The organism is Fulverythrobacter fulvus (genome assembly GCF_037154085.1).
In the GTDB taxonomy this organism is placed as follows: Bacteria; Pseudomonadota; Alphaproteobacteria; order Sphingomonadales; family Sphingomonadaceae; genus Andeanibacterium; species Andeanibacterium fulvum.
The window spans coordinates 199179-216292 of the sequence record NZ_JBANRM010000002.1; the positions used below are offsets into that span (position 1 = coordinate 199179).

At 65.2% G+C, this 17114-nt stretch carries 16 protein-coding genes, 1 tRNA gene and 1 pseudogene; 15 read left to right on the top strand and 3 right to left on the bottom strand.

Translation table 11 applies throughout. The features are described 5' to 3' along the window. The first annotated feature begins 16 nt into the window (after nt 1-16). Genes WFP36_RS06605 through WFP36_RS06615 form a run of 3 tightly spaced genes read left to right on the top strand, consistent with a single transcriptional unit; the run spans nt 17 to nt 2391 of the window. Nucleotides 17-505: a DUF2141 domain-containing protein gene (locus WFP36_RS06605; RefSeq protein ID WP_336979007.1), complete on the top strand. Its 489-nt coding sequence runs from the start codon at nt 17-19 to the stop codon at nt 503-505. A gap of 45 nt (nt 506-550) precedes the next feature. Further along, complete coding sequence (locus WFP36_RS06610; RefSeq protein WP_336979008.1) at nt 551-1762, top strand: M20 metallopeptidase family protein; 1212 nt, start codon at nt 551-553, stop codon at nt 1760-1762. Nucleotides 1763-1767: 5 nt separating this feature from the next. After that, entirely contained in the window at nt 1768-2391 is a 624-nt protein-coding gene (locus tag WFP36_RS06615) for a hypothetical protein (RefSeq protein ID WP_336979009.1), read from the top strand. A gap of 17 nt (nt 2392-2408) precedes the next feature. Here the strand turns inward: WFP36_RS06615 and WFP36_RS06620 are convergent, their stop codons facing one another. Further along, complete coding sequence (locus WFP36_RS06620) at nt 2409-3269, bottom strand: DMT family transporter (protein WP_336979011.1); 861 nt, start codon at nt 3267-3269, stop codon at nt 2409-2411. A gap of 124 nt (nt 3270-3393) precedes the next feature. Between WFP36_RS06620 and WFP36_RS06625 the strand changes: the two genes are divergently transcribed. Beyond that, nucleotides 3394-4797, top strand: coding sequence for an aminotransferase-like domain-containing protein (locus WFP36_RS06625; protein WP_336979013.1), 1404 nt, complete (start codon nt 3394-3396; stop codon nt 4795-4797). Between the two features lie 72 nt (nt 4798-4869). Here the strand turns inward: WFP36_RS06625 and WFP36_RS06630 are convergent. Together WFP36_RS06630 and WFP36_RS06635 are read right to left on the bottom strand one after the other, a co-directional pair. Further along, nucleotides 4870-4946 (bottom strand) — tRNA-Arg (locus WFP36_RS06630). Between the two features lie 97 nt (nt 4947-5043). After that, nucleotides 5044-5463 carry a DUF6152 family protein gene (locus WFP36_RS06635; protein WP_336979015.1) on the bottom strand — a complete coding sequence of 140 codons (420 nt, stop codon included), beginning with the start codon at nt 5461-5463 and terminating at the stop codon, nt 5044-5046. Nucleotides 5464-5590: 127 nt separating this feature from the next. Here WFP36_RS06635 and WFP36_RS06640 point away from each other — a divergent pair, with 127 nt between their 5' ends. From WFP36_RS06640 to WFP36_RS06690, 11 genes and pseudogenes are all read left to right on the top strand, one after another. Next, the gene (locus WFP36_RS06640; protein ID WP_336979016.1) at nt 5591-6433 is read left to right on the top strand and encodes a hypothetical protein; all 843 of its coding nucleotides are present in this window, start codon (nt 5591-5593) and stop codon (nt 6431-6433) included. Nucleotides 6434-6551: 118 nt separating this feature from the next. Next, nucleotides 6552-6965: a hypothetical protein gene (locus tag WFP36_RS06645; RefSeq protein WP_336979017.1), complete on the top strand. Its 414-nt coding sequence runs from the start codon at nt 6552-6554 to the stop codon at nt 6963-6965. Nucleotides 6966-7040: 75 nt separating this feature from the next. Continuing rightward, the gene (locus tag WFP36_RS06650) at nt 7041-7541 is read left to right on the top strand and encodes an MmcB family DNA repair protein (protein ID WP_336979019.1); all 501 of its coding nucleotides are present in this window, start codon (nt 7041-7043) and stop codon (nt 7539-7541) included. A 250-nt stretch (nt 7542-7791) separates the two neighbouring features. Continuing rightward, a pseudogene (locus WFP36_RS06655) lies at nt 7792-9162 on the top strand (DEAD/DEAH box helicase); the annotation flags it as partial. Nucleotides 9163-9793: 631 nt separating this feature from the next. Then, nucleotides 9794-10504: a sterol desaturase family protein gene (locus WFP36_RS06660; RefSeq protein WP_336979024.1), complete on the top strand. Its 711-nt coding sequence runs from the start codon at nt 9794-9796 to the stop codon at nt 10502-10504. Between the two features lie 35 nt (nt 10505-10539). Then, nucleotides 10540-10935, top strand: a complete 396-nt coding sequence (locus WFP36_RS06665; protein ID WP_336979026.1) for a DUF2141 domain-containing protein — start codon at nt 10540-10542, stop codon at nt 10933-10935. Nucleotides 10936-10998: 63 nt separating this feature from the next. Then, nucleotides 10999-12276 carry an MFS transporter gene (locus WFP36_RS06670; protein WP_336979027.1) on the top strand — a complete coding sequence of 426 codons (1278 nt, stop codon included), beginning with the start codon at nt 10999-11001 and terminating at the stop codon, nt 12274-12276. 162 nt (nt 12277-12438) lie between these two features. After that, nucleotides 12439-13935, top strand: a complete 1497-nt coding sequence (locus tag WFP36_RS06675; RefSeq protein ID WP_336979029.1) for a PAS domain-containing protein — start codon at nt 12439-12441, stop codon at nt 13933-13935. Between the two features lie 145 nt (nt 13936-14080). Next, the gene (locus tag WFP36_RS06680; RefSeq protein WP_336980021.1) at nt 14081-14980 is read left to right on the top strand and encodes an alpha/beta hydrolase; all 900 of its coding nucleotides are present in this window, start codon (nt 14081-14083) and stop codon (nt 14978-14980) included. A 10-nt stretch (nt 14981-14990) separates the two neighbouring features. Further along, nucleotides 14991-16358, top strand: a complete 1368-nt coding sequence (locus tag WFP36_RS06685) for a M48 family metalloprotease (RefSeq protein ID WP_336979031.1) — start codon at nt 14991-14993, stop codon at nt 16356-16358. Between the two features lie 11 nt (nt 16359-16369). Then, entirely contained in the window at nt 16370-17113 is a 744-nt protein-coding gene (locus tag WFP36_RS06690; protein WP_336979033.1) for a DsbA family protein, read from the top strand. Nucleotide 17114 lies beyond the last annotated feature (1 nt).

Here is a 17114-nt window from a genome sequence, read left to right on the forward strand (position 1 = left end):
ACCCATGTAGAAAGCTATGACCCACACTTCCTTCTTCCGAAAATCCGCACTGACCCTCGCCCTGGCGGCGGCAGCCGCCCCCGCGGCGGCCCCTGCATCCGCGCAGGGCGACGGCGATTGCGTAGGCCGCACCAAGTTCGCTTCCTCGATCACCGTCGCGGCGAACGGCATCCGTAACAACAACGGCAAGCTGGTGGTCACCGTCTATCCTGACGAGCGCAAGCGCTTCCTCGCCTCAAAGGGCGAGATCAATGTCGGCAAGGTCAATGCGCAGCAGGGCACGACCCGCGCGAAAGTGTGCATTCCGGGCCCGGGCGTCTACGCGATCGCAGTCTATCACGACGAGGATGGCGGCGGTAAGTTCGACCGCGGGCTGCTGCCCAAGGAAGGCTTCGGCTTTTCCAACAACCCGTCGACCATTGCCGGCCTGCCCGCGTTCAGTGCCGTGCGCCTCAATGTGACAAAATCGGGCCTGACCACTCATATCCAGATGAAATATCCGTGATAGCAGCGGCTGGCGGCCCGCGCCGGTTGACGCTATCACTCCGGGATGCTGACTGAATCCCTGCTCGCCGATGCCCGCGCGATCGCGGATCGCATCATCACCCTGCGCCGGGCGATCCATGCCGAACCCGAACTGGGGCTCGAGACGCCGAAGACCCTGGCCAAGGTCCGCGCCGAACTGGCGGACCTGTCGCTGGAATGGCGCGAAGGGCCGTCCACCACCGGCGCGGTGGCGATCATGAAAGGCGCGCAACCCGGCCGCACCGTGCTGCTGCGCGGCGACATGGACGCACTCCCTATGGGCGAGGAAACGGGCCTGCCCTTCGCCTCCACCATTCCCGGACGGATGCATGCCTGCGGGCATGACACGCACACCGCCATGCTGGCAGGCGCCGCGCGCATCCTGGCCGCGCGTCAGGCCGATCTGGCTGGCGAAGTGCGCTTCATGTTCCAGCCGGGCGAGGAAGGCTTTCACGGCGCGCGTTTCATGCTGGAAGACGGATTGCTTGGCGGCACGGACAGCTATCCCCTGCCCGAAGCGGCCTTTGCCATGCACATCATGCCCAACGCCCCGCACGGGGTACTGGGCAGCCGCGACGGGGCACTGCTGGCCGCCGCCGACATGGTGGAGATCACCGTCACCGGCAAGGGCGGCCACGCATCGATGCCGCATGACACGCGCGACCCGGTTCCGGTTGCCTGCGAGATCGTGGGCGCGCTGCAGACGCTCGTCACCCGGCGCTTCAACGCGGCCGAGGCAGTGGTGATCACCATCACCCAGCTCGATGCAGGCAGCGCACACAACATCATCCCCAACGAGGCGCGGCTGCGCGGCACGATCCGCACGCTCTCCCCCGAAAACCGCGCCCGCGTGCGGGAGGAAGTGTCGCAACTGGCGCAAGGCATCGCCGCCGCGCATGGAATGAAGGCCACTGCCGGTTTCGTGCAGGGCTTCCCGCCCACCATCAACGACCCGCGCGCCGTTTCGCTGGGCGAAGCAGTCGCGAAGGAACTGGGCGGCGAACAGGGCTTCCTGCGCATGGAACACCCGATCATGGGCGCGGAGGATTTCTCCTATGTCCTCCAGGCCATGCCGGGCGCGATGTTCTTCCTGGGCGTCGCGCATGAGGGCGACGACTGGAGCCAGTGCTGCGGCCTCCATTCCAGCCGCATGATGGTTGACGAGGCCGTCCTTCCACGCGGAGCCGCCTTTCTGGCGGGCTGCGCCACGCGTTTTCTCGAACAAGGCTGGAGCTGATTTTCATGGCACATGTTTTCCGCGCCGCGCTGCGGTGCGCGCTTCCCGCTGCCTTTGCGCTCGCTCCCGCCCTGGCCCATGCGGAAGACCGCCCGGCACAGGGGGCAACCTGCCCGGCCGAACGCGCAATCTACACCCTGCCTTCAGAGGAAGGCGCGATCCAGGCCGCCTTCATTCCGGCAAAGCACTGGCCTTCCGTGGCATCCGACCTCTATTTCAAGGTCACCACTGCCCAGCGGGACTACTGGTTCTCCTTCGCGGTTTCCAACGGCTATGGCGGAATTACCCTGCTGCCGGTCGAAAACCCCTATGATGCCAAGGCCGAGGATGGCGGCCCCGCCAGCCTCCTGCCGGACGCGGAAACGCCGGAAGATCAGGACGCGGAACTTGAGCTGCTTGCCAAGTTGCGCTTCCTCCCGCTCGACCGGGATTTGATGGTGGCCGAAAATCCGCCCTCTGCCGGGCAGGACGCACCGCCTTATCTGATGACGCCGGAGCTGGGTCAGGCCCTGTGGTATGACGTCACCATGCTGACTGCCGATCCGGAGGCCGAACGCGACACAATGCCGCGCGGCGCCTTCAGGCTCACCGGCTGCCGTGCCGAAGCGCCGGCCAAGGCCTGGCCCTGATCTGCAGGGCGCAAGCCTCAGGCAAAGCGCTTCGCTCCGGCAACGCACAGGATCACTGCCGCCGCTGCGGCAATCATCGTCCAGGCCACAGGTTCGTGAAGCACCACGCCGGCCGCGAGCAGCCCGAAAAAGGGCTGCAACAGCTGGAGCTGGCCCACGCCCGCGATCCCGCCCAGCGCCAGGCCGCGATACCAGAACACGAAACCCACCAGCATGCTGAAGACCGAGACGTAGAACAGGCCGGCCCAGGCAGAGGTGCCGATCCCGCCCGGATGCGCGGGTACAGCGGCAAGGGCGATCATTGTCATCGGGACGAGTGCCAACAGCAGCGCCCATGAAATGACCTGCCAGCCGCCCAGCCTGCGCGAAAGGGCGGCTCCTTCGGCATAGCCAAGGCCGCAAACGAGAATTCCCGCCAGCATCAGCAGGTCGCCAGGAAGGGAACTTTCCGCACCGCGCGACAGGGCAAAGCCCGCCACGATCGCCGCTCCGACCAGGGAGAAGACCCAAAAGGCAGGCCGGGGCCGCTCGCCCCCGCGCAGAACCCCGAAAAATGCCGTGCTGAGCGGCAGGAGGCCGAGAAAGACGGCGGAATGAGCCGCGCTGACATATTGCAGCGCCAATGCGGAGAGCAGCGGATAGCCCAGCACTACCCCGAGCGCCACGACAGCGAGCGGGGCGAGATCGGCCCGGGCAGGACGCGGCTGGCGCAGGGCGACAAGGCACGCCCCGCCGAGCAGCCCGGCAATCGCGGCCCGGGCCGAAGTGAGAAACAGCGGCGAAAGTTCCGCCACGGCGAGACGTGTCGCCGGCAGCGATCCGCTGAAAATGATTACGCCCAGCAGGCCGCTACCCCAGCCCGCGCTTGTCCGGTCCATATGCCAGTGCCTCCTATGAGGCGCCGCACTAGGCAGCGAGGGCTTGGCCGGACAGCAACGATAGAATACAATTATGCCAAACTGTATTAGTCCAAATAGCCATACAGAACGCAGGAACCAAGGAATGGTCAGCCCGGCACCGACTCGCACCGAAGCGCTGATGGAAGCGATCCGCACTCGCATCGCCACCCGCGCCTTGACGCCTGGCGACAGGCTGCCCTCGGTACGCGGCTTTGCCCGCACGATGGGCGTATCGCCCTCCACGGTGGTCGAGGCCTATGACCGGCTGGAAGCGGAAGGCGTCATCCGCGCCCGGCGCGGCTCGGGCTTCTACGTCACGGGCGCGAACCTGCCGCCGATGGCACTTGCGGAAATGGGCCCGCAACGGGAACGCGAACTCGATCCCTTCTGGGTCTCGCGCCAGTCGCTGGATGCCGATCCCGCCGTCCTCACTCCCGGTTGCGGCTGGCTGCCGGCAGACTGGATGCCCAATGCGGCGTTGCGCAAGGGGCTGAGGGCCCTTGCGCGAGCGGAGGATACACTGCTGACGAGCTATGGCGGAACGCGCGGATCGCCGGCCCTGCGCCGCCTGTTGCAGGCCCGCTTCGCAGATGAAGGCATTGCCGCCGGTGCGGAGCAGATCATGCTCGCCGGATCGGGCACGCAAGCAATCGACCTCGTCTGCCGCCTGCTGCTGCGTCCGGGCGATAGTGTGCTGGTGGACGATCCGTGCTATTTCAATTTCCAGGCGCTTCTGCGCGCCCATCAGGTGCGGATCATCGGCGTGCCTTATACGCCCAGCGGGCCGGACTGCGCCGCGTTGGAACAGGCCCTGACAGATGACCTGCCCCGCCTCTACATCACCAATTCGGCCATCCATAATCCCACCGGCGCCAGCCTCTCGCCGCAGACCGCCCACCGCGTGCTGACGCTGGCTGCTGCTCACGGCATGACGATCGTGGAAGACGATATCTTCGCGGATTTCGAGCCCTCCCCCTCGCCCCGCCTCGCCGTGCTTGACGGGCTGGAGCGGGTGATCCGCATCGGCAGCTTTTCCAAGACCCTCTCCGCCTCGGCACGCTGCGGCTACATCGCCGCACGGGCGGACTGGATCGAGGAACTGGCCGACCTGCAGGTCGCCACCAATTTCGGCGGCCCATCGACACTAGCGACGGAACTGGTCGCGGGTGTGCTGGCCGGCGGCGGCTATCGCAAGCACATGGAAGAACTGCGCCAGCGCCTGGCCCGCGCGCGCAAGCAGGCCGCAGAACGCCTGGCCGAACTGGGCATCACGCCATGGATCATGCCCCGCGGCGGCTTCCATCTGTGGTGTCGCTTGCCGGCAGGATATGATTCCGGCGATCTTGCCCGGCGCTGCATGCGGGACAAGGTGATGCTCGGGCCCGGAAACGTGTTCAGCCCATCGCAGACCGCAGCAAACTTCCTGCGTTTCAACGTGACCCAGCTTGAAGACGAGCAGGTATTCACCGCGATCCGCAAGGCGATGAGGGAGAGCGTAAAAGGATAGAAGCGGACCGGCTTCGCGCTGCTTCAACGCCATCGGACGCATAAAAAAGGCCTCCGGCTGGAGGCCTGTCTATGGCGCACCCGACAGGATTCGAACCTGTGACCCCTGCCTTCGGAGGGCAGTACTCTATCCAGCTGAGCTACGGGTGCGTGGAGCGCCGCCTAGCAAGCTTGCTTGCCCGCGCCAAGGCAAAAGCGATGCGCCCCGCCAAGGGCGCACCGCAGTCATGCCCGGACCTTGCGCTGCTTACTGGACCGAACCGCGCTCGCCGAACTGGTTGAGCTTGGTGCCGTCCGCCTTGGTGACGGTGACGTTGAAGCCGCCACGGCGCTTGTCGCGCAGGGGGTAATAGGTGAGGTTCACCTTGTCGCCCGGCTTGAGCGACGTGCGCGCCCAGCCATAGCGCTGCAGGTGGTTGGGGCTCATGCCCTCAAGCGCCCAGACGTGTTCCTTGCCGTCCTTTTCCTTCACCTTCACGTAAAGGAAGGTGTGCGGATTGGTCCATTCCCAGCGATCCACCACCGCGTTGGGCATCGGCTTTTCCTTGCCCCATTCGAACATCGCGGTCGAATGATGGGCAGCCAGCGGCGCCCCCACGGCAAAAACGGCACCAGCGGCGAGGGCGGTACCGATCAGGGTTTTGCGGAATGAAATCTTCCCAGGCATGCTACTCTCCGTATGGCATCCGACTTGGAATGGCGGATGCTGATTTTCGTCCCATCTGGCAATCTTACATGACTTTATCAACCCGCTGCTTGACTTGGAACAAATTCTCGCCACACGAGGGCGAAAAATGAAACAAGAAAATCACATTCCGGAGAGTGAAATGAAGGGCCTACCCCGCATTGCCAGCATGCTTGCCTGCGCTTCTGCGCTGGCGTTCGTCACCCCCGCCCTGACGGCCCCCGCCATGGCCGCCGACGAAGCCACTCCGCGGGCGACGGCCTATCAGGAAGTGACCAAGCTGCCGGACTGGACCGGCATCTGGTATCCCGATTGGGGCGCCCTGTTCGGCGGCCGCGCGGCCGCCAAGCCGCAGCTGACGCCCACGGCGCAGGCCGCTTATGACAAATATCTGGCTGACACTAAGGAAAACGGGCCCGACCAGTATGCCCAGGCCCACTGCCTGCCGCCGGGCCTGCCCGGCCTGATGCAGCAGCCCTATCCGATCGAGATTCTCTATTCCCCGGGCCGGGTGACGATCCTGACCGAAGCCTATGCCCAGGCCCGCCGCATCTATACGGACGGGCGCAAGCTGCCTGCCGAGCCTGACCTGTTCTTCAACGGCAATTCCGTGGGCCATTGGGAAGGCGATACGCTGGTGATCGAAAACACCGGCTTCAACCTGTCCACTTTCATCGCGCCGGGGATCAATCACAGCGAAAAGATGCGCGTGGACGAGAAGATCTGGCTGGAAAAGCCCGGCCAGCTGATCGACGAGATGACTATCACCGATCCCGAAGTGCTGACCGCCCCCTTCGTGACCCGCGTGGCCTACAAGCTGGATAATTCCTTCCCGATTCGCGAATATGTCTGTTCGGAAAACAACCACCTGACCACGGGCGAGAACGGGGCGAATATCGACCTCGGTCTCGAAAGCAACGACACGGTGGACGACGATCCCTTCGCGAACTGATACCGCTTTTTGAATCAAGCATTTGGCATATCGACTGCCTGATAGACGAGGTTAGTGGCGCACATAGGTTGCCGCGCCACTAACCATTTCTCAAACTTCTGGCCCCTATGCCTTGGGCATGAACGCGGTCCCTCCCAACATGATTCCCCACGGCGATTCGCTGGTCGGAACGCCGTATTTCGCCGAAGCCATTTACGGCGCGACGGCCGCCCAATGGGCTGCCCTGCAGGATGCCGCTGCCGTGGTGGCGAGCCTTGCGGGAATCGAGCCCGAAGTGCTCACGCCCGAAATCATCGCCTTCCCCGAGACCATTCGCCATGCTGGCGCTTGGCGCCGCGAACTGGCGGAAAAGGGGATCGACGATCTGGCCGCCATACTGGAACCCGGAATCACCGCCCTGCTGGCCGTGAACGCACGCGGCGCCGATACGACTGCGCCGGCACTGGCGCTGTGGCACGAATTCCTTGCCGCCCGCACCGCCCTGCTCTCGCTGGCGCCCCACGGGATGATCCAGCGCAAGCGCTTCGCCTGATCCGGCAATTCCCGCCTCAGAACTACGAGGCGAAAGCCCGTTGACGAAGTTCCTGCTATGTTCCATTTTCGGAGCATGGGCGATTCTCCCGCAATATTGACCCCCGAACAGGAAGCCGCAGAGCGCCACGCACAGGCCGTAGCGCGCGGAATTGCGCGGCTGTTTGCCCGCAACGACATCTGGTGCCTGGCCGAGATGCCGCTGCGCAACGGCCGGCGAGCCGACCTCATGGGGATCGATCCCAAGGGCCAGATCGTGATTGTAGAAATCAAAGTCAGCCGGGCAGACCTGCTGGGCGACGCCAAATGGCCGGACTACCTCGAGTTTTGCGACCGCTTCTTCTGGGGTCTTCCGCCCGAGCTCGACCGGGCTCCGCTGGAGACGGACAGCTTCCTGCCGGGAACCTGCGGCGTGATCGTGGCCGATGGCTATGATGCGGAGATTCTAAGGCCCGCCCCCTTGCAGCCGCTGGCCGCCGCCCGGCGCAAGGTGGAAATGGAACGGCTGGCCCGCACGGCCCTGCGCCGCCAACTCGCCCTGCTCGATCCCCATGTCGGCCGCTGGGGCGGAGCATAAGGCGCCCGCGCAATTTCCTTGCTTTTCGGGGCAATCCTCCTTATGTGCAGCGCAGCAATCGGCGAGCGGGGCCTTCCCGCCGCGGTTCCGGCAGCGTGAGGGCGCACGGGCATTCCCCGGCGTTCCGCCCGAACTTCCGATCGTAGACATCGCAAGCAAGCTGCCTTTTTCACGCAAGGTTCGCCAGAAACGAACCCGGGCCCGTGCACAGGCGCAATGCGTCTGCGCGCCGCCCCAACGAGAGATTTTCATGTCCTATTTCACCGAGCTTGGCTTGGCCGAGCCCATCCTTCGTGCATTGAACGCGAAGGGCTATTCCGATCCCACCCCGATCCAGCGCCAGGCGATTCCCGCCCTGCTGGAAGGGCGCGACATTCTGGGCATTGCGCAGACCGGCACCGGCAAGACCGCGGCCTTCTCGCTGCCTTCGCTGCACCGTCTGGCGGAAAATCCCGTCGGCCGCTTCAATGCCGGCTGCCGCATGCTGGTGCTTTCGCCCACTCGCGAACTGGCCGCCCAGATCGCCGAAAACATGAAGCAATATGCACGCTTCCTGGACCTTTCCGTGCAGTGCGTGTTCGGCGGCGTGCCCGTGGGCAAGCAGGCCCGCGCCCTGACGCGCGGCTGCGACATTCTGGTGGCCACGCCCGGCCGCCTGCTCGACCTGATCGACCAGCGCGCCCTGACCTTGCGCCATGTCGAAATCTTCGTGCTCGACGAGGCGGACCAGATGATGGATCTCGGCTTCATCAAGCCGCTGACCCGCGTGGCTGCCCTGCTGCCCGAAAAGCGCCAGAGCCTGTTCTTCTCCGCCACCATGCCCAAGGCGATCGCCGATCTGGGCAAGCGCTTCATCAAGAACCCGGTGCGCGTGGAAGTGACTCCGCAGGCCACCACGGCCGAGCGAGTTGAACAATATTCCACTTTCGTGGACCAGAAGGAAAAGCAGGCCCTGCTGATCCTGCGCCTGCGCGAAGCGTTCAACGACCAGAGCCTCGACCGCGCACTGGTATTCACCCGCACGAAGCACGGCGCCGACCGCGTGGTGCGTCATCTCTCCGCCGCGAATATCGATTCGGTCGCGATCCACGGCAACAAGAGCCAGGCCCAGCGCATCCGTGCACTGGACAGCTTCCGTCAGGGCCATGTGAAAGTGCTGGTGGCGACCGACATCGCCGCGCGCGGGATCGACGTTTCGGGCGTGAGCCACGTGTTCAACTTCGAACTGCCCAACGTGCCCGAACAATATGTCCACCGCATCGGCCGCACGGCCCGCGCGGGGGCGGACGGCATCGCGATGAGCTTCGTCGCGCCGGACGAGAAAGCCTATCTGCGCGACATCGAAAAGCTCACTGGTGTCCGGCTGACCGCCATGCCCTTGCCCGAAAGCTTCCGCACCGAAATGGCCCGCCTGCCCCTGCCGGCGCGCCCGAAGCCGGAAGACGAGCGCGAGGAAGGCCGCGGCGATCGCCGCAATTCGCGCGACGGGCGCGGGCAGCGTCGTAGCGGTGAGGGCCGTGGCGGTGAGGGCCGTGGCGGTGAGGGCCGTGGCGGCAACGCTCGCGGCAATGGCGGCGGCAGTGCCAATGGTGGCGGGCAGCGTCGCGACAGCGAACGCCGCGAAGCCGCGCGCAAGTTCATCACTCCGCGCAATCCCTGGCCCAATTCCGACGAGGCGCGCGAAGCCAAATCCGGCCGCGACGGCCAGCGGCAGGGCGGCAACCGGAATGGCGGCAACGCTCGCGGCGGCCAGGCCCAGGGCCAGCGCGACGGAGCCCGTTCCGCAGATCCGCGCCGCGACAGTCGTCAGGGCGAGCATCGTGGCGAGCAGCGCGGTGAATATCGGGGCGACAATCGCGGCGAACGTCGCGATGCCCGTCCGGATCATCGCGGTGAACGCCGTCAGGGCGAACAGCGCCACGGCGGCCAGGCTCACGGCGGCTCGGCACATGGCGGCCAGGCACATGGCGGGCAGGGCCGTAACGGGCAGGCCCGCAGTGTACAGGGCCGTGGCCCGCGCAGCGAAGGCGGCCAGCGCCCGCAGCGCCGCCAGGCACCCCGCCAGAGCTAAACCGCTTCAGACAGGATCGGGCGGGCTGTCCTACACGCCAAGCAGGTGGTAGGGAGCCCGCCATGATTCCGCGCGCCGCCAGATCCGCCCAGCATCCTTTGCACGCAGGGGGCCGGGGCGGAATTTCGGGGGCGTTGCACTGTGTAACAGGTGTAACACCTGCTTCGGCGCGAGCCCGGCCATGACCGCGCTGCTCCTCTCTGCACTCGCCATGACGCTGATCGTGGGCGTGCGCTATCTGATCACCAGCGGGGCCTTCGCCTGGGCGACGCACAAGGTGCGCCCCGGGCTCTACAAGGGCCTCAATCCCCAGATCCGCATGGAAATCTTCTGGTCGCTCGCCTCGGCGGCGATCTATGGCGTGCCCGCAGGGATCGTCGCCTGGGGCTGGCAGGAGCGGGGCTGGACCAGAATCTACACCGGCTGGACCGACTATCCGCTGTGGTACCTGCCGCTCTCCCTGTTCCTCTACCTCTTCCTCCACGACACCTGGTTCTATTGGACCCATCGCTGGATGCATCGCCCGGCCGTGTTCCGCGTGGCCCATGCCGTGCACCATGCCAGCCGCCCGCCCACAGCCTGGGCGGCGATGAGCTTCCATCCGGTGGAGGCCGTCACTGGCGCGGTAGTGATCCCCGCCCTGGTGTTCTTCATCCCCATCCATATCGCCATGCTGGGCACGGTACTGGCGATCATGACGCTGATGGGCGTAACCAATCACATGGGCTGGGAGATGTTCCCCCGCGCCCTCGTTCATTCCCGGCTAGGGCACTGGCTGATAACCGCCAGCCACCACCACCGTCATCACGAGAATTACCGATGCAACTACGGCCTCTATTTCCGCTTCTGGGATCATCTGTGCGGCACGGATCGCGGCCTCTCGCAGCCCTGATTCTCGCCCCGGCGCTGGCCCTTGCCGGCGCGCCTTTGCTGGCCGCATCGACGGGCGGCACCAGCGTGACGATCACCGTCACCGACCTGCGGAACAGCAAGGGCGTGGTGCGCGCCTGCATGACGGACGACACCAAGGTCTTCCCCAAATGCCGGCAGGACCCGAAATCCCATCGCGCGGTGGTGAATGCCGCTGGCACGGTGACGATCACCTTCGAGAATGTGGCGCCGGGCACCTATGCCATCGCGCTGCTTCACGATGAGAACAACAATGGCAAGGCCGACCGGGCATTGATGATGATGCCCAAGGAAGGATACGGCTTTTCCCGCGACGCCAAGGTGAAGATGGGCCCGCCCAGCTTCAAATCGGCTGCCTTCGAAGTGGCGGACAAGCCGCTGAGCCAGACGATCCGCATGCGCTACATGCTCTGATCGGGCAGGCGCCGCCCGCAGGGGCGCTTGCGGCAATCAAAAAGCACGCCTAGGGCCTCAGCCGTGGCGGACGCGGACAGCACTCAATTTGGCAACCCTTCGGCGGCAGTAGCGCTCGATTCGCCTTTCGCGCCATTCCGCTGGCCGGTGTTCCGCAAGGTATGGATGGCCAATCTGGCCTCGGCACTGGGCAGCATGATCCAGATGACCGCGGCGGCCTGGCTGATGACCGAGCTGACCGAATCGCACCTGCTGGTCGCGCTGGTGCAGGCTTCCGTCACTGTGCCGGTGCTGCTGTTCGGCATCTTCGCCGGGGTGATTGCCGACAATTACGACCGGCGCAAAGTGATGCTGATCGCCAATGTCGGCATGCTGGTGCTCTCCGCGATTCTCGCCGCGCTTGCGTGGGCAGGCGCGATCGGGCCCTATTCGCTGCTGTTCTTCACCATGGCCATCGGCATGGGCTTCGCGCTCAATGGCCCATCCTGGCAGGCATCGGTGCGCCAGATGGTGCCCCGCAGCGACCTGCCCCAGGCGATCTCGCTCAATACCATCGCCTATAATGCTGCGCGCAGCGTCGGCCCGGCGATAGGCGGGGTGGTCCTGTCGATCTGGGGGCCCTCCACGGCCTTCACCATCAACGCGCTGAGCTATCTGGCGCTGGTCTATATCCTGCTGCGCTGGCGGCCCGAGATGCCTGCCCGCGCGCAGCGCCACAGGATGACCGCGGCGATCGGTGCCGGCCTGCGCTTTGCCATGTCCAGCAGCCCGGTGCGCCGCGTGCTCGCCCGCGCCCTGGCTTTCGGCATCGGCGTCATCAGCTTCCAGGCGCTGCTGCCGCTGGTGGCGCGCGAACAGCTGAAAGGCAGCGAGATCGGATTCGGCCTGATGTTCGGCGCCTTCGGTGTCGGATCGGTCATCACCGCCGTCTGGGTGGCGCGCGTCCGTCGCCGTTACGGGCCGGAAGCGATCGTCAGTGCGGCCAGCGTCATCGCGGCCGTTGCCGTTACCCTGCTGGCCTTCGCGCCCAATATCCCGCTGGCTATGGCAGCGGCCTTCATGGCGGGTTGCGGCCATGTCTCGGCCATGACCAGCCTCAACGTCTCGATCCAGATGCGCAGCCCGGATGAACTGCTCGGCCGCAGCCTCTCCATCTTCCAGGCGATGATCTTCGGCGGCATGGCGCTGGGCTCTGCGGCCTGGGGCACCCTGTCGGACTATGTCGGAACGCCCAACGCCCTGCTCGCTTCGGCCGTCTGGCTGCTGGCTTCGCTGGTCGTGCTTCGCAGCCTGGCGCCCATGCCGGGAATCGGCGAGGGCCACGCTCCGCCCGCTGTCTAGAAACCCTGTTCTACAGCCATTCCGCTGCGCCGGATTGGCGGCGTGACGTCACGCTGGCGGCAAAATACCGAACCTCGAACAGAGTTTGGCACAACTTAACGATAAGTTTACCATGTCGCGCCAGAACCCTCCCCCAGATGTTGCAATGGGGGCTTGAGGGCCATGGACACGCTTAGGGGAAATTTCGCCGACCGCGCCGACCTGATCGACGACGGCGATGCCTATGATCCGGTTGAAGACGGTGCCGGCCGCGAGACACCCAGCCTGATCGGGCAGGACGAGCGCCGCATGCAGGTGCGGGCCTACAACCACTGGGCCAGCCTGCTGGAAGACCGCAACTTCCCTTCTATCGACGATCTCGATCCCGAGTCGCTCACGGATTTCGGGCCTTACAGCGTGCTGCTGGATTTCACGGCCGGGATCGACAATCCGGGCATCTCCTATCTGGGCGACAAGCTGGCCGCCGAATGCGATGCCGACGAAACGATCGAGCATCTGGCCGATGTGCCGACCCGTTCACTGCTTTCGCGCATTACCGACCATTACATGCAGATACTCGCCAATCAGGCGCCGATCGGCTTCGAGGCGGAATTCGTGAATCAGCGCAGCCAAACGATTCTCTACCGCGGAATCCTGCTGCCTTTTTCCAGCGACGATGACACGATCGATTTCATCTATGGCGTGATCAACTGGAAGGAAATGGCCGACCAGCGCACCACGGACGAGCTGATGCTCGAAATCGACCAGGCTCTGGAAGAAGAACCCGAGGCGACGCCGCTGCGCTCTTCCGACCATCCAATGACCGATTGGCCGATGACCGATTGGGCCGACGGTCCGGCTGCAACGGCCGATCTGCCCGCCACGCCGGCAGACGGCGTAGTGAACCTCAATATTCATGGCGGTATTCCGGCGCTGGATGACGCGGTTCTGCCCGTGCCGCATTTCGGCGGCATGGAGTCCTTCGACACGACGCCCTCTTCCGACACAGCCTATGCTGCGGACGAGGATAGCGACCTGGCGCCCTATGGCCTTTCCGTGATGGACGAGAGCGAAATGGGCCTGGGCGACTGGCTCGCTTCCGCCCGCGAACTCGCGCAGGTCGCGGTGTCGAGCGAAGACCGTTCCCGCGCGGCCTTGTACGCGGCGATTTCGCGCGCTTACGATTTCTCGCTCGCCGCCGCTGCAGAGCCTGACGAATTTGCCGATCTGCTCGAAGCCTCCGGCCTTGCCGTGCAGGACCGTGCTCCGATGACCCCCGTGGTGAAGCTCGTCTTCGGTGCGGAATACGACAAGACGCGCCTTACCGAATATGCTGCGGCACTCAGCCATGCGCATCGTCAGGGGCTGGAACGCGGCGCGCTGGGAGAATTCCTGCGTGTGGCGGATGGCGGCCTGAAAGGCGTGGTCGCGGCCGAACGCCGCTTGCGCCGCGAGGAAGCTGGCAAGCCTTCCACCCCGGTCACTCGCGAACCGCGCGCGCGGATCGCCCGCCAGCTGCGCAAGCTGCAGCCGATGGCCTTCGAGACACTCGCAGGCGAAGGCCATGAATTCGGCCTTGTGATGATCCGCCGGATGGGCACTGGCGATGTGGCCGTGCTGGGCGAAATCTCCGAAGATGTCGCCCTGATCGAAAAGGTCGCCAAGAAGCTCATCGGCTAAGGTCATACTGCCGCGCGGGCTTTCGTTCCGCCCGGGAAGGCCTTAACAAGGCGGCCATGATCCGCCCCGCCTGCTTCACTGCCTTGCAAGGATTGCCTACGCCGTGAGGCGCGGGCGGCGCAGGATCGGCTGCCTGTTGCCGGCGGTGATTCTCGCCGTGCTTGCCCTGATCTTGCTGGGCGGGTTCTATCTCTGGGCACGGCAGACCCAATCTGTCGCGACGCTCGACCGGATCGACAGCTGGTTCACGCATGAGCGGCACCGCCTGAGAGCCAGTCTCGGGCCCGATCCGGCCCAACAGCTCTATATCTATCCCAATCGCGGGGCAGAGCCCTTGCCGGTGCTGGTCTTCGTCCATGGCGGCAGCTGGAACAGCGGCGATCCGGCCGATTACGGCTTCATCGCGCGCAATTTCGCGCCGCAGGGCTATGTCGTGGTGCTGGCCGGCTATCGCCTGGTGCCAAAGGGGCGCTTTCCCGCCATGCTGGAAGACACGGCCGCGGCCGTGGCCTGGGCGCATCGCAATGCAGCGCGCTATGGCGGGGACCCGGATCGCATTCTGCTGATGGGCCATTCGGCCGGGGCCTATAATGTCGCCATGGTCGCGCTCGATCCGCAATGGCTCGCCCATCATGGGTTGAGTACGGATATCGTTGCAGGGGTGGTCGGCCTTGCCGGGCCTTACGATTTCCATCCCTTCACCACACAGGCCACGCGTGAGGCCTTCGGCCGCTGGCCCCGGCCCGCCGATACCCAGCCGATCACCTTCGCCCGGGCCCAGGCGCCGCCCATGCTGTTGCTGACCGGTTCCGACGACACCGCCGTGCGCCCGCGCAATTCCGAAGCTCTTGCCCGGGCTCTGACCGCTGCCGGTGCACCGACACAGCCGGTAGTGCTGGATGGCGTGGGCCATGCGGGCATCCTGATGCAGCTGGCCCAACCCTTCGATCTCGGCGGGGAGGCGAAGGAGAGGGTGCTTGCCTTCCTTGCCGAAAGGGCGGAATCTGCCCGGGCTTCAGCCGCGGTTCAGCCGCCGGAACGCTAGCAGGAAGGCAATGCGCGCACCCATCCGGATCATAGCCCGACTGGCGGCCCTGCTTGCCGCGCTGCAACTGGCCATCCAGCCAGCCGCCGCGCAATCCGTGCTGCGCGATGCCGAGACGGAAAAGCTGCTGCAGGACATGGTCGACCCGCTGGCCGAGGCGGCCGGGCTGGGCAGGGGCGCGGTCGAGATCGTGCTGGTGCAGGACAATTCGATCAACGCCTTCGTCGCCGGCGGACAGCGCATCTACATTCATAGCGGCCTGATCAACGCCGCCGACACTGCCAATGAAGTGCAGGGCGTGATGGCGCACGAACTGGGCCATATCACCGGCGGGCACATCATCCGCAGTTCCGAAGGTATCCAGCAGGCCACCAATATCACCATCGTCTCGCTGCTGCTGGGCGTCGCCGCAATCGCGGCAGGCGCAGGCGATGCAGGCATGGGCATTCTGGCTGCCGGGCAACAGGCAGCGATGGGGAAATATCTCGCTTTCAGCCGGGTGCAGGAAAGCTCTGCCGACGCGGCAGGCGTAGAATATCTCTCCAAGGCCGGGATTTCCGGGCGCGGTTCGATCGAGTTCTTCAAGAAGCTGCAGAACCTCGAATTCCGCTATGGCGTGAGCCAGAAGGACGATGCGACCTATTCCCGCAGCCACCCGCTGACCGGCGACCGCATCTCAAACCTGCAGCGCGATTACGAACGCGATCCTGCCTGGGCCAAGCCCAATGACGCGGATCTGGAGGAACGCTTCCAGCGTGCCAAGGCCAAGCTCTACGGCTATCTGGCGGAACCGCAGGATACCTTGCGTTTCTACCCCACTACCATGACCGGCATTCCGGCGCGCTATGCCCGAGCCTATGCCTATCACAAGGATGCGCAGGTGGACAAAGCGCTGGCCGAAACCAAGGCGCTGATCGAAGCCGATCCTCACGATCCCTATTTTCTGGAGCTGGAAGGGCAGATCCTGCTCGAATCGGGTCGCCCGCGCGAGGCGCTGGAGCCATTGCGGGAAGCCACGCGGCTGACCAACAACACACCGCTGATCGCCACCACATTCGGCCACGCCCTGATCGCGACCGAGGATAATGCGAATTTCGCGGAGGCCGAGACAGTGCTGAAAGCCGCCGTCACGCGCGACCGCTACAATCCCTTCGCCTGGTATCAGCTGGGCGTTGTCTATGCCGCGCAGGGCGACATGCCGCGCGCAAGGCTGGCCAGCGCCGAACAGCAATCGATGAGCGGCCGGATGGAGGAAGCCATGCGCAGCGCGGAAGCGGCCGAACGCGGCCTGCCCACGGGCACGCCCGACTGGCTGCGCGCGCAGGATATTGCCATGACGGCGAAAGCCGAGCTTGAACGGCAGAAGAAGCGCAAGTAGCGCTCTTGCCCATGGCTTCTTCCTCGCGCTTCGGCGGCATCCTGCCTTCTCTTGCCCTGGTCCTGGGCTCCGCCCTGCTCGGCTTCGCTGGTGGCTGGGCGTGGCAGGCGACGGGCGCCGGACGCGGCGCGACCGAAACGATCGTGCGCGACTACATCCTCGAACATCCCGAAATCCTGCCCGAAGCGATGCAGCGCATGCAGCAGCGCGAAATGCAGGCGCGGCTCGCCCCTTTGCGCGCAGCGATCGAAAATCCCTATCCCGGCGCGGTGCTGGGCAATCCGAACGGCAAGATCGTGCTGGTCGAATTCTCCGACTATGCCTGCCCCTATTGCCGGCTGAGCGTACCTGAGGTGGAGGCGCTGATCGCCGCCAACAAGGAACTGAAGGTTGTGGTCCGCGAAGAGGCAGTGATCTCGCCCGATAGCGACGATGCCGCGCGCATGGCGCTGGCCGCGGCCGATCAGGGGCGTTACGCCGCCTTCCACAAGGCCATGTTCACCAAGGACACGGTCACGCCTGCCACGATCGACGCCGCAGCGCTGGATGCCGGGCTGGACCTTGCCAAGGCCAAGGCGGCTATCGCAAGCGGCAAATACGAGATGGAAATCCAGAACAACCAGCGCATCGCCGAAGCAGTAGGCTTTACCGGCACGCCATCCTGGGTGATCGGGGACGAGGCCCATTCGGGCGCCCTCTCGCGCGACGTGCTGGCCGCGTCCATCGAACGCGTAGCCAAGGCAAAGGGCCTCTAGG

Coding starts and splice junctions, on each gene's coding strand:
- WFP36_RS06625 (WP_336979013.1), top strand. CDS start 3,394: ATGGTCAGCCCGGCACCGACTCGCACCGAAGCGCTGATGGAAGCGATC.
- WFP36_RS06605 (WP_336979007.1), top strand. CDS start 17: ATGACCCACACTTCCTTCTTCCGAAAATCCGCACTGACCCTCGCCCTG.
- WFP36_RS06645 (WP_336979017.1), top strand. CDS start 6,552: ATGAACGCGGTCCCTCCCAACATGATTCCCCACGGCGATTCGCTGGTC.
- WFP36_RS06690 (WP_336979033.1), top strand. CDS start 16,370: ATGGCTTCTTCCTCGCGCTTCGGCGGCATCCTGCCTTCTCTTGCCCTG.
- WFP36_RS06650 (WP_336979019.1), top strand. CDS start 7,041: ATGGGCGATTCTCCCGCAATATTGACCCCCGAACAGGAAGCCGCAGAG.
- WFP36_RS06675 (WP_336979029.1), top strand. CDS start 12,439: ATGGACACGCTTAGGGGAAATTTCGCCGACCGCGCCGACCTGATCGAC.
- WFP36_RS06685 (WP_336979031.1), top strand. CDS start 14,991: ATGCGCGCACCCATCCGGATCATAGCCCGACTGGCGGCCCTGCTTGCC.
- WFP36_RS06660 (WP_336979024.1), top strand. CDS start 9,794: ATGACCGCGCTGCTCCTCTCTGCACTCGCCATGACGCTGATCGTGGGC.
- WFP36_RS06640 (WP_336979016.1), top strand. CDS start 5,591: ATGAAACAAGAAAATCACATTCCGGAGAGTGAAATGAAGGGCCTACCC.
- WFP36_RS06635 (WP_336979015.1), bottom strand. CDS start 5,463: ATGCCTGGGAAGATTTCATTCCGCAAAACCCTGATCGGTACCGCCCTC.
- WFP36_RS06620 (WP_336979011.1), bottom strand. CDS start 3,269: ATGGACCGGACAAGCGCGGGCTGGGGTAGCGGCCTGCTGGGCGTAATC.
- WFP36_RS06615 (WP_336979009.1), top strand. CDS start 1,768: ATGGCACATGTTTTCCGCGCCGCGCTGCGGTGCGCGCTTCCCGCTGCC.
- WFP36_RS06610 (WP_336979008.1), top strand. CDS start 551: ATGCTGACTGAATCCCTGCTCGCCGATGCCCGCGCGATCGCGGATCGC.